Below are 11,210 nucleotides of genomic sequence, written 5' to 3'. Positions count from 1 at the left end.
GGATCAGGGCGTTCCCAGCGCTGGGAACGCCCTGATCTGCGACCTGGTTGGGCTGCTACCATTGGCGGAATCTTGTCTGGTCTCTTGGGGGAATTTCTTTGCGCGTCCGCGATATTTCACGCTCTCTTACGGCATTGATCGCGGCCGCCGCGATGCTCCTGGCCGCTGCCGTCACTTCACAGGCAGCCCCGCCCGTGCAGCTCACGTACGCCAATGCGAACTACACCATCAACACCGCCGGCGGCTCGCCTTACATCGGCACAGCCGTGGTTCCCCTGACGGCAACAACGTGGGGCACGGTGAACAGCAAGGGCGTGGTGCAGATCAAGATCAACAACGTGGTGGTCTACCACCCCGTGAACAGCGCGTGGTTCGTGAACCAGATGCTCTCCTCGTACCGCGTCACCAAGAACCCCGAGTACCTGCGCCGCGCAGACGCCACCACACGCTACATCCTGTCCGGCTCGTTCTCGGACGCCAGCGGAGCCACCTGGTTCCCGTACAGGTTCAGGCACACGCCGGGCAACAAGATCAACATGGGCATTCCCTGGTATTCCGGCATGGCCCAGGGCATGATGCTCTCCACGCTGGTGAATCTGTACGAAACCACCGGCAACACCTACTGGAAGACCCAGGCCGACCGCGTCTTCCGTTCCTACCAGGTGCCCAAGAAGAACGGCCAGCCGTGGTTCCAGGACCAGGTGCTGAAGGGCAGCAAGATCTATATGTGGTTTGAGGAATACGTCGGCACGAACATTCCCCCCAGCCACGTGGTCAACGGGCACATCTATGCGGCATGGGGAGCCTACGACTACTACCGGCTCACCATGAATCCCACGGCGCAGTGGATGTTCAACACCGCTGCCACAACCATCCGCGACCACTTCACCAGCTACCGCCGGCCCGGAACCATCTCCTGGTACGCTGCCAGCCCGTTTGGCCAGTACGTGTGGCGGGCCCCCGCGGGTTACCACAAGGGCGTCACCAACCAGCTCGCCATCCTGGGCCGGCAAACCGGGGACCCGGCGTTCGCCGCCCAGTCGGCATTGTTGAAGGCCGACTACTCCTGACGCACCTGCGCGGATCCGGGTAGCACCTCGGGGCGTTCTCAGCCCTGATAACGCCCGGATGTGCTACCCAGCCGGGGATCCGCAACCTTTACAAGCCCAGCCGGGAAGCCCACAATAAGTCGCACCACAGCCTCCACTGACTCAGCAGAGCGCTGTTACTGGACCTGCGAAAGCAGAGGTGCGCGGACATGAAGGACGAAGTCGGGGCGGACAAGGCCCTGAAGGAGAAACACCGGGCCATGTGGGCGCAGGGCGATTACCCTGCCCTTGCCACCGAGCTCCTCCTGGATCTGGGCGCCATCCTGGTGCAGGCCTGCAACATCAGACCGCGCCAGCGTGTCCTGGACGTGGGCACCGGCGCCGGCAATGCGGCCATCCCCGCGGCCATGATGGGTGCGCGGGTGATTGCCAGCGATCTCACCCCCGAGATGTTCGACGCCGGGCGGCGGCAGGCTGCCGACCGCGGCGTTGAGCTCGAATGGGTGGAGGCCGACGTCGAAAACCTCCCCTTTGCGGACGGCGAATTCGACGTCGTCATGTCCTGCCTCGGCGCCATGTTCGCCCCGCACCACCAGGCGAGCGCCGACGAATTAGTGCGTGTCTGCAGGCCGGGCGGGACCATTGGGCTGCTGCACTGGACCCCCGAGGGCTTCATCGGGCAGATGTTCTCCACCATGAAACCCTTCGCTCCGCCGCCTCCGCCCGGCGCCCAGCCGGCCCCCCTGTGGGGCAGCGCAGACCATGTCCGTGAGCTGTTCGGCGACCGGCTGGGCGAGATCCGGGCGCAGAAGCGGACCGTCGCGATCACCAGCTTCCGCCAGCCCGAAGACTTCCTGCACTATTTCAAGTCGCACTACGGACCCACCATCTCCGTGTACAAGTCGCTGTCCGGTGACGGGAAGAAGGCCAAGGCCCTGGACGACGCGCTCACGGAACTTGCCAACACGTACATCGAGGCCCACGGCGATACGCCCGCACAGATGGAGTGGGAGTACCTGCTGCTCACGGCGAAGGCCAACACCAAGCCCCAGGAAGCCGGACTGTGACCGCCTCCCCCGCCTCGCGCCGCGCCCTTGAGGTGGCCTCCATTCCGTCCTTCCGGAGGATCACCGAGCACCTGAACCATTCCACCTATGCCCGCCGCAAGCACGTTCCCGGCATCTGCGACTTCACCCTGGGCAACCCGCACCAGATGCCGCAGGACGCCTACGTGGACGCCCTCCGGGACGCTCTCCATCCGCACGACGACCAGTGGTTCGCCTACAAGACCAATGAGGTGGATGCGCGGGAGGCGGCGGCGGATTCCCTGGGCAGGCTGCTGGATGTTCCGTTCGAAGCCGAGGACCTGTACCTCACCACCGGAGGCTTCACCGCGATCGCTCTTGCGCTGAAGGCGGTTGCCGATCCCGGCGACGAGGTCATCTACAGCCTGCCGCCCTGGTTCCTCTACGAGCCGCTCGCGGTCGAGGCGGGGCTGGTACCGGTGAAGGTCCGGATCGACCTCGAAACCTTCGACCTCGATCTGGCGGCCATTGAAGCGGCCATCACGAAGCGGACCCGTGTGGTGATCATCAATTCGCCGAACAACCCGACCGGCAGGATCTACCCGCCCGAGCTCCTCCGCCAGCTGGCCACGCTCCTCGACGAGGCGTCGGCGCGGATAGGCCGGCGGATCTACCTGGTGTCCGATGAGCCGTACAACAGGATCGTCTTCGACGGTACGCGCTTCCACAGCCCCGCCGAGTTCTATCCGTTCACGCTCCTGGCCTACTCGTACGGCAAGACGCACCTGTCGCCGGGCGAGCGGATCGGATACCTGGCGCTCCCCCCGAGCATGCCGGACCGCAAGGAACTCGGGGCTGCGATCGAGGCCATGCAGCTGGCCATGGGCTGGATCTACCCCAACGCCGTGCTGCAGTACGCGCTGCCGCGGCTGGAGACGTTCACCATCGACGTCGGACAGCTGCAGCAAAAGCGGGACCGGCTGGTCCAGGAGCTGGGCGGCATGGGGTACCGGCTCCGGCCCTCAGAGGGCACCTTTTACCTGTTCGTCCAGTCCCCCATTCACGATGACGAGGCCTTCACCGAGGCACTGGGCCAGGAGGACGTCTTTGTGCTGCCGGGCGTCCTGTTCGAGACACCGGGGTTTTTCCGGATTTCGCTCACGGCCAGCGAGGACATGGTGGAGCGCAGCCTGCCCCACTTCCGGGCGGCCATCGAACGGGCGGGGCAGGACCGCCCGGAGGACGCCGACATCAAGCTGCCCACGGGCCTGATCCCGGTCGTTCCCGCCAACCCCAGAAAACTCCCCTGACCGGGCCATCCCCCATCTTGGTGGCCTAGGTCAACTTTTTTCCCAGCCAGAGCCCCACCTTTTCCCAACCTCCCAGTGCCAGCGTGGCCCTGTGCCGCTCCTGACGAAGGCGGCAGGCGAATTGGGGTGAGGCGAGTGGCAGGCGCTACACATTTCCGGCCATGGCGACGAGGTCCGGGCCATGAGGACCCGGCCATGAGGTCCCGGCGATGAGGTCCCGGCGATGAGCGGGGCCCCCGGCCGGCATCGCGCCCGCAGCCGCCACCGGCTTGGCAAAGCAGCCACCCGGACAGTCCCCTGGCCGACGGAGCCCCGCGGCCGGCTTCTCATCCTCTGCGCCGCGATAGTGCTGACCGCAACAACCGTCTACGCGTCAGCCGTGGCTCCGTCGCCGGCACTTTCACGGGCCGTGCCGGCAGCGTCGCTTTTCCCCTCTGGGACCCCTGCGCCGCAGGCCACCAAACCGGTCCAACAAGCTCCGGCACCATCTCCCGGCAGCGCAAAACCGACCAAACCCCAGGCCAAGGCCAAGACAAAGGCCACGGCCACGGCCACGGCCACGGCCACGGCCACCAAGCGTGCGGCACCTTCCCCGCCCGCCGCCGTCGTCCATCCCTCCCCGGCAACGCCAAAGGCGGCCCCCGCCCCGCCAACACCAAAGGCGGCGGCCGCGCAACCGCAACCGGCGCCGCCGGCGGCGCCCGCCGACGCCACGCTCGGGGAACAGCTCAATGCCATCATTGCGGCCAACAGCCGGTACCAGCTGGGGGTGGCCCTCGTTGACATGTCCGACGGCGTTGTCCGCCAGTACGGCGTCCGGGAGAAGTTCGTGGCGGCCAGCACGGGCAAGATCCTTGCCGCGGCCGCGTATTACCACCTCGCCGAGGCCGGTGTCCTGTCCCTCGCGGCGCCGCTGGGCAGCCAGAGTGCCGCCTTCCAGATCCGGCAGATGATCCAGCAAAGCAACAACACATCCTGGGCCCTGATCCTCGGCGCCATCGGCCAGAACGGGATCCATGATTACGCGGCGTCGCTCGGCATTCCGTACGACAGGACCTTCAACACCCTGTCCCCGGCGGAGACGGCCAGGGTTCTGACACTGCTCTACACGGGCCGGCTGCTCAGCCCGGCCCACACCGCCGAGCTGCTGTCCTACATGCAAAACACCAACTACGAGACACTGATACCCGCCGCAGTGCCGCCGGACGTCACCGTCTTCCATAAGTACGGGCTGCTCGACGGGAACCTGCATGACGCGAGCATCCTGGTCCAGGGTCAGCGCGCCTACGCCTTCGTGGTGTACTCGCTGGGCGCCAGCGTGGCGGAAATACCCGTACAAACGGCCATCATCCGGCAGCTCACCCGGGCGGTTGTGGAACAGGTGTTCTGACGCACGACGGCGGTTCCCGGCAGAAGCTTTCGGGCTGCCGGCCGGCGGATCCCCGGCAGAGTTCCGGGGGTGGGGGCCCGGCGTCCGTCTTGGCGGCGGCCTAAGTGCCCCCGGCAGAAAGAGTGGGGGTTGCCGGCCCGGCATGTCAGGGGGGTGCAATGCCGGGCCGGCCAGCTGGCCGAGCGTCCACTCGCGGCTGTGGCGCCGGACCAGATAGAAAGATCGTGCCAGCCGTTCCTAGGAAAATCCCGTTGAACCTTGGGAAACGCAGACCCCCAACCCACCATCGGCCGCCCGCCGCCGCGCACTGCCGGCGCACCTTCCCGCTGGGGGGACCCCGTCTCCTCAGGACTCCAAGGTCCACCAGCAAATCCACCATGGAGTACCGGAACAATACCGGCAGACGGCATTCCCCTTCACACCGGGATTTGCCGGCAACGCCGCCGGTCTCAGCGCATGCCGGAAGGGCCCGCGGGGCGGCGCAGGTGGAAGGTAAATAAGATGATGAGCCCGGACCCGTATTCACCAGGTGACAGCCATTGGCAGTCCCCCACGCCGGAGAGGCTACCTGCCCGGCACGCCGCCGGCGTACCCGCAGCAGCTCCTGACCCGGCCCGTGGCGGCCACCGTCCAGCCCAGCACGCTCCCCGGGGCGGCATACTGCAACGCCAGCTGATGCGGCTCATCGGCGAAATCCTCGGCGACGAGGGCCTGGACCCGGAGACCCGGCTGTCGCTGCTCAGGAACATCTCCGAACATCCCGGACACCCGGAACGGGCAATGCTGGCGCATTTGCACGAGATGAAGGACAGAAGCTGACCATGAAAACCAGAGCAGCCCTGGCCCTGTCCGTGGCCGGGATCCTCGTGACCGGATCCGCCGCCCTCGCCGTCAACATGCAGGTTCTGAACACCACACCGGCGGGCACCGGCAACGCGAACAGCATCCTCCTGCCGAACAACTCCGGCAATTCTCCGGCCCCGGCCGCCTTCGACGGCGCGATAGTGACGCCAAGGGTGACCTCCACGGTCGGCGGCGGCAAGACACCTCCGGCCGCCGCGGAAACTGCCGGCACGCCGAAGTCCGGTGACGACGGGGGCGGGCGCCGGACGTCGTCGTCCACCGAATCGCGTTACGTCGGGGACGACAGAGGCGGCATTGTTACAAAAAAGTCCGACGCCGGCACTTCCGCTTCCCGGCCCACCGGCGACTCCACTCCGCAGTCCGACGCCGGCCCTGCCGGTTCCCAGCCCGACGGCACCGTCGGGTCCCAGCCCAACGCGAGCCCCGCCGTCGTACCCGTCCAGGCTGGCGACGACAAAACCGGCCTCCGCACGGCCCCGCAACCGGGCGATGACAAGGGCGGACAGCGCAAGGCGTCTCAACCGGGCGGCGACAGCGGCGGACACGGTTCGGACAACTAAAACGCGATTTCCGACGGGGGCGGAACCGTCCACGCGGGCCTTCTGCAATCACACGGGAGGCCCTCCTGCATCGACTTCAATACATGAGTCTGAGATCAGATCTAGCATCGACACGCCAACGAATTGGTAACTCTTTCTTTGCTTAATCCACAAATCAACCTGTATCGTATTCATTTAGGTAGACCGAAACGCCCCTGGAACCGCAAACTCCAGCAGCCTGCGCCCTGCATCGCAGCGCGCCAGCCGCTCCCGGCTCCTAAATAAATCCCCAACCAAGCCCAGCAATTCCCTGCTGTCCGGAACAACCCGGCCAGCCAGCTCCCGGCACCATTCAGGGGAGCACAACAGTGATGAAAGGCCGGCATTATGTACGCCGACACCCGCACCACCTTGACCCGCCCTGAAACCCGAACCGCCACCAACCCCGCATCCAGATACCAGCCCCGGCACCCTGCCGCTCCTGCCCGCCGCAACCGCGCCGCGCTCAGGAAGGCCACCCCCCGAAAGCAGACGATCCGGCTGTTCCTGCTCGGCATCCTCTGCACCGCGGGCTGGCTCGCGTCCGTCCTGGTGGGGCACTTTGTGGAGTTCGGTCCTGTACTCCACCGCATCGGGCTCGCCGGGCACATCCTCGCCCTCGTGCTGGCCTTCGGCACTATCCTTGTCGTCGACTGGCTGGGCCTGCTGTGGCTGTTGGGCAAGGTGCACATGCATGCGTCTCCCAAGCTTGAACGCGCAACTAAGCCGCTGATCTGGGGCGGCCTCGCGCTGCTGCTGGCATCGGGAGCGCTCATCCATCCCGACATCACCAACCCGGTGACCGCCGTGAAGCTCGGCTGTGTGCTCATCCTGATGCTGAATGGCCTGAGCATCGCCCCGGCCATGCACAAGATGTTCGCGCTTCCCCGGGACACAAGCTTCAGCGAGCTGGGCAGCCGGCTGCGCACGCGTCTGCTGATCGCGCTCAGCATCTCGCAGGCGTGCTGGTGGACCGCCGTGCTGATCGGCCTCGTGAACAGCACGCTCCGCCGCTGGGCCGGGAGCTAAGCAAACCGCCCGCCGCCGGTCCGTGCCGCCGCCCAACTGACTCGCAGTTGTTGTTGTTTTCAGCCGTCAAAACGACAACAACTGCGAGTCAGTTGGGTTTGGGCGTCAGTAGTTGCGCCGGTGCCTGAGCCTGGGAAGCACGACGGCGAACACGCCTGCCGCTGCGAACCCCAGTACCCCGGTGGCCGTCACTCCGGCGCCGAGGGAGGCTACCGCCGTCACCGCGGAGAGGAGCACCGGGCCGCCGGTGGATCCGGCGTCGGCCATGAACCGCCAGAGTCCCAGGAACTGCCCGCGGCCGCGGTCTGGCGAGAAGTCGGCGCCGAGTGTCATCACGAGGCCGGAGCTGATGCCGTTTCCGAAGCCGATCAGCAGGGCCACGAGCAGCAGGCTGGTGAACCCGGCGGTGAGCGGGATCAGCAGCAGCGCCACGCCCATGATCAGCGTGGACGGGATGGCCACCCATTGCCGCCCGCGCCGGTCCATCACCTTGCCCGCCGGGTAGAAAACCAGCATGTCGATCGCCCCGGAGAGCCCGTAGACCAGCGAAGCGTGCGTGGGGTCGAGGCCCAGGTGGTCGGCCCACAGGGGGATCACCACCTGGCGGGAGGCGCGCAGGGCGCTGAGCAGCAGGATGCCGATTCCGGCCGTCAGGAAAACCCCGGCGTGCGAGACAGCCACGCCGCGCAGTGTGGGCTCCGGGCCTGTCGTGGCGGAGGCCCCGCCCACAGCCACCAGGTCGGGGACGGTCACGGCGAGCACGGCGGCGGCGGCCATGCCGGCCACCCCCACCCAGTACGCGCCGCTGAGGCCAACGAAGGCGATGGCGGCGGCGCCGATGAACGGGCCGATAAACGTGCCGATGCGGCTCACGCCGCCCAGGGTGGACAAGGCCCGGGCGCGGAACTCCACGGGCACTGCCTCCGTGAGGTACTTCTGCCGGGCCAGGCTGAAGACTGCCGCGGACATTCCGACGACGGCCATCGCCACCGCGAGCAGCCAGAGTCCGTTGCCCATCACCAGGGAAACCCCGGCGGCCAGCAGGGCCAGTGCTCCCGCGGCGGCAGCACCCACGATTGACCACCGTTCGCCGAACTTCAGCGTGATCATCGAGGCCGGCAGGTTGAAGAACCAGGAGCCCAGGCCGATCAGCGTGACAATCAAAGCGGCCACAGCTACGGACGCACCCAGCTGGACGGCGGAAAGTGCCACCACCGGCAGGATCGCGCCCTGGCCGGTGCTGAACAGGAGGGCAGGGCCGAACGCCGGAACAGCAATGCCGCGGAGGCTGAAGGGCGGCGGGCTGTCGGGCGCAGGCGGAGTCATCACCCTCATCCTAGGCGCGGGCGGTGCCGCCGCCGCGGAAACCCGGGCGCCACGAGTCCAGAATCACAAACAATTTGATTTACAACGTCACAGCGTCATAAGCCGCGCTTGGCGAAACTACTAAGTGTGCTTAGCCTTGTGTCAGGGCGAGGCGCGCGGACCCCAACTGGACATCGAACATGGTTCGGAAAACTGAACAGCCGCAGGAGTGATCATGGAAGTCTGGCCGGGCAGCGCGTATCCACTGGGTGCGACCTTTGACGGAATGGGGACAAACTTCGCGCTCTTCAGCGAGGCGGCCACCGCCGTCGAGCTGTGCCTGATAGCCGGCGACGGCACCGAGACGCGCGTGGAGCTTCTTGAAGCGGACGGGTATGTGTGGCACTGCTACCTGCCCCAGATCCAGCCCGGCCAGAAGTACGGGTACCGGGTCCACGGGCCCTACGACCCCGCCAAGGGCCAGCGCTGCAATCCCAACAAGCTCCTTTTGGACCCGTACGCCAAGGCCGTTGCCGGGCAGGTGCACTGGCACCCGGCGATGTTCTCCTACAACTTCGGCGCCACCGCCTCCCGGAACCACCAGGATTCGGCGCCGCACACCATGCTGGGCGTGGTGATCAACCCGTTCTTCGACTGGGCCGGAGACCGGCCGCCCCGGATCCCCTACCACCGCTCCGTCATCTACGAGGCGCACGTCAAGGGGCTCACCGAGCTCCACCCCGAGGTGCCCAAGGAGCAGCGCGGCACCTTTGCCGGCGTCGCCCATCCCGCCGTCATTGCGCACCTGCAGCGGCTGGGCGTCACGGCCATCGAGCTGATGCCGGTGCACCAGTTCGTCAATGACGGGACGCTGCAGGAGATGAACCTCAGCAACTACTGGGGCTACAACACCATCGGCTTCTTCGCGCCGCAAAACACCTACAGCTCGATCGGCCAGATGGGCCAGCAGGTGCAGGACTTCAAGGCGATGGTCCGCTCACTGCACCGTGCGGGGATCGAGGTGATTCTCGACGTCGTCTATAACCACACGGCGGAAGGGAACCATCTGGGCCCCACCATGAGCTTCAGGGGGATCGACAACGCCGCGTACTACCGCCTGCTGGAGGATGACAAGCAGTACTACGTCGACTACACGGGCACCGGAAATACCCTGAACGTGCGGCAACCCCACTCCCTGCAGCTGCTCATGGATTCGCTGCGGTACTGGGTCACCGAGATGCACGTGGACGGCTTCCGCTTCGATCTCGCCGCCGCGCTGGCCAGGGAGTTTTACGACGTCGACCGGCTCTCCACGTTTTTTGAACTGGTGCAGCAGGACCCGATCGTGTCGCAGGTGAAGCTGATTGCGGAGCCGTGGGACGTTGGACCGGGCGGGTACCAGGTGGGCAACTTCCCGCCGCAGTGGACCGAGTGGAACGGCAAGTACCGCGACACCGTGCGGGATTTCTGGCGCGGCGAGCCGGCCACGCTGGGCGAGTTCGCGTCGCGGCTGACGGGGTCCGCGGACCTGTATGAGAGGTCGGGGCGGCGGCCGGTGGCGTCCATCAACTTCGTCACGGCGCACGACGGCTTCACGCTGCGTGACCTGGTGTCCTACAACGAGAAGCACAACGAGGCCAACGGCGAGGGCAACCGAGACGGCGAATCGCACAACCGCTCGTGGAACTGCGGCGTGGAGGGCCCCACGTCGGATCCCGCCGTCCTGGCACTCAGGGCGCGGCAGCAGCGCAACTTCATCGCCACCATGCTGCTCTCGCAGGGCGTGCCGATGATCCTGCACGGCGACGAGCTCGGCCGGACGCAGCAGGGCAACAACAACGCCTACTGCCAGGATTCCAAGCTCAGCTGGGTCAACTGGGACGCCATCGACATGCCGCTCATGGACTTCACCGCCGCGGTGAACCGGCTGCGCGCCCAGCACCCCACGTTCCGGCGCAGCACCTTCTTCGACGGCCGGCCGGTGCGGCGCGGCAAGGGCGAGAAGCTGCCGGACATCGTGTGGCTGAACGAGGACGGCACGGAGATGCTCCCGGAGGACTGGGGCCGCGGCTTCGGCCGGACCATCGGCGTGTTCCTCAACGGCGACGGCATCCAGGGCCGGGACGACCGCGGCCGCCGCATGACCGACGTGAACTTCCTGCTGTACTTCAACGCGCACGACGACGATATCAAGTTCACGCTCCCGGCCGGCGAGTTCGCCGGGGCCTGGGACATGGTGATCAACACCGCCGGGACCGGAGTGGAACGCGGCCCCGTCGACGCCGGCTCGGTGCTGAAGGTGGCCGCAAAGTCCATGGCGGTGCTCCGCGCCCGCGACCTCGCCCAGCCCGAACCCAACCTCTCCCTGGCCCCCGGCCTGCAGTCCCCCGGCCCCGCCTGAAACCGGCGCCCTCTCACCTCCCGCCGCCCAACCCCCAACCCTTCCTCACCTCCCGCCGCCTCTCCCCCAACCCTTCCTCACCTCCCGCCGCCTTTCCCCCAACGCTCCCTCACCTCCTGCCGCCCAACCCCCAACGCTCCCTCACCTCCCGCCGCCTCTCCCCCAACCCTTCCTCACCTCCCGCCGCCCAACCCCCAACCCTTCCTCACCTCCCGCCGCCCAACAGGCCGGCACGACGCAGGTCACGCGGAAATCACCC

General features: G+C 66.9%; 9 protein-coding genes. 8 read left to right on the top strand and 1 reads right to left on the bottom strand.

Features of this window, described 5'->3' with window-relative positions:
• The first annotated feature begins 134 nt into the window (after positions 1-134).
• From ACFQ50_RS00935 to ACFQ50_RS00905, 7 genes are all read left to right on the top strand, one after another.
• Complete coding sequence (locus ACFQ50_RS00935; RefSeq protein WP_377993647.1) at positions 135-1,070, top strand: D-glucuronyl C5-epimerase family protein; 936 nt, start codon at positions 135-137, stop codon at positions 1,068-1,070.
• Positions 1,071-1,258: 188 nt separating this feature from the next.
• A complete protein-coding gene (locus tag ACFQ50_RS00930; protein ID WP_377993645.1) occupies positions 1,259-2,116 on the top strand; it encodes a class I SAM-dependent methyltransferase in 858 nt (285 codons plus the stop codon).
• The gene (locus tag ACFQ50_RS00925) at positions 2,113-3,384 is read left to right on the top strand and encodes an aminotransferase class I/II-fold pyridoxal phosphate-dependent enzyme (RefSeq protein ID WP_377993643.1); all 1,272 of its coding nucleotides are present in this window, start codon (positions 2,113-2,115) and stop codon (positions 3,382-3,384) included. The genes ACFQ50_RS00930 and ACFQ50_RS00925 overlap by 4 nt, the downstream gene beginning before the upstream one ends.
• A gap of 223 nt (positions 3,385-3,607) precedes the next feature.
• A complete protein-coding gene (locus tag ACFQ50_RS00920; protein WP_377993641.1) occupies positions 3,608-4,774 on the top strand; it encodes a serine hydrolase in 1,167 nt (388 codons plus the stop codon).
• Between the two features lie 501 nt (positions 4,775-5,275).
• Complete coding sequence (locus ACFQ50_RS00915) at positions 5,276-5,593, top strand: hypothetical protein (RefSeq protein ID WP_377993639.1); 318 nt, start codon at positions 5,276-5,278, stop codon at positions 5,591-5,593.
• A 2-nt stretch (positions 5,594-5,595) separates the two neighbouring features.
• Positions 5,596-6,198, top strand: coding sequence for a hypothetical protein (locus ACFQ50_RS00910; protein ID WP_377993637.1), 603 nt, complete (start codon positions 5,596-5,598; stop codon positions 6,196-6,198).
• A gap of 366 nt (positions 6,199-6,564) precedes the next feature.
• Positions 6,565-7,245, top strand: a complete 681-nt coding sequence (locus tag ACFQ50_RS00905) for a hypothetical protein (protein ID WP_377993635.1) — start codon at positions 6,565-6,567, stop codon at positions 7,243-7,245.
• Between the two features lie 105 nt (positions 7,246-7,350).
• Here ACFQ50_RS00905 and ACFQ50_RS00900 read toward each other — a convergent pair whose 3' ends face one another.
• Positions 7,351-8,571, bottom strand: coding sequence for an MFS transporter (locus ACFQ50_RS00900; RefSeq protein WP_377993633.1), 1,221 nt, complete (start codon positions 8,569-8,571; stop codon positions 7,351-7,353).
• Positions 8,572-8,785: 214 nt separating this feature from the next.
• On the opposite strand from ACFQ50_RS00900, the gene glgX reads away from it, so the two are divergent.
• Positions 8,786-10,951: a glycogen debranching protein GlgX gene (gene glgX / locus ACFQ50_RS00895; protein ID WP_377993631.1), complete on the top strand. Its 2,166-nt coding sequence runs from the start codon at positions 8,786-8,788 to the stop codon at positions 10,949-10,951.
• The last annotated feature ends 259 nt before the right edge of the window (positions 10,952-11,210 follow it).

Source organism: Arthrobacter sp. NPDC056493 (assembly GCF_042795115.1).
Lineage (GTDB): Bacteria > Actinomycetota > Actinomycetes > Actinomycetales > Micrococcaceae > Arthrobacter.
Note: the sequence above shows the minus strand (reverse complement) of the source record. Positions and strands in the feature narration are given on the sequence as shown.

Excerpts from the sequence above, each read along its gene's own strand:
- ACFQ50_RS00930 (WP_377993645.1), top strand. The coding sequence starts at position 1,259 with ATGAAGGACGAAGTCGGGGCGGACAAGGCCCTGAAGGAGAAACACCGG.
- ACFQ50_RS00920 (WP_377993641.1), top strand. The coding sequence starts at position 3,608 with ATGAGCGGGGCCCCCGGCCGGCATCGCGCCCGCAGCCGCCACCGGCTT.
- ACFQ50_RS00915 (WP_377993639.1), top strand. The coding sequence starts at position 5,276 with ATGATGAGCCCGGACCCGTATTCACCAGGTGACAGCCATTGGCAGTCC.
- ACFQ50_RS00910 (WP_377993637.1), top strand. The coding sequence starts at position 5,596 with ATGAAAACCAGAGCAGCCCTGGCCCTGTCCGTGGCCGGGATCCTCGTG.
- ACFQ50_RS00905 (WP_377993635.1), top strand. The coding sequence starts at position 6,565 with ATGTACGCCGACACCCGCACCACCTTGACCCGCCCTGAAACCCGAACC.
- ACFQ50_RS00900 (WP_377993633.1), bottom strand. The coding sequence starts at position 8,571 with ATGACTCCGCCTGCGCCCGACAGCCCGCCGCCCTTCAGCCTCCGCGGC.
- glgX (WP_377993631.1), top strand. The coding sequence starts at position 8,786 with ATGGAAGTCTGGCCGGGCAGCGCGTATCCACTGGGTGCGACCTTTGAC.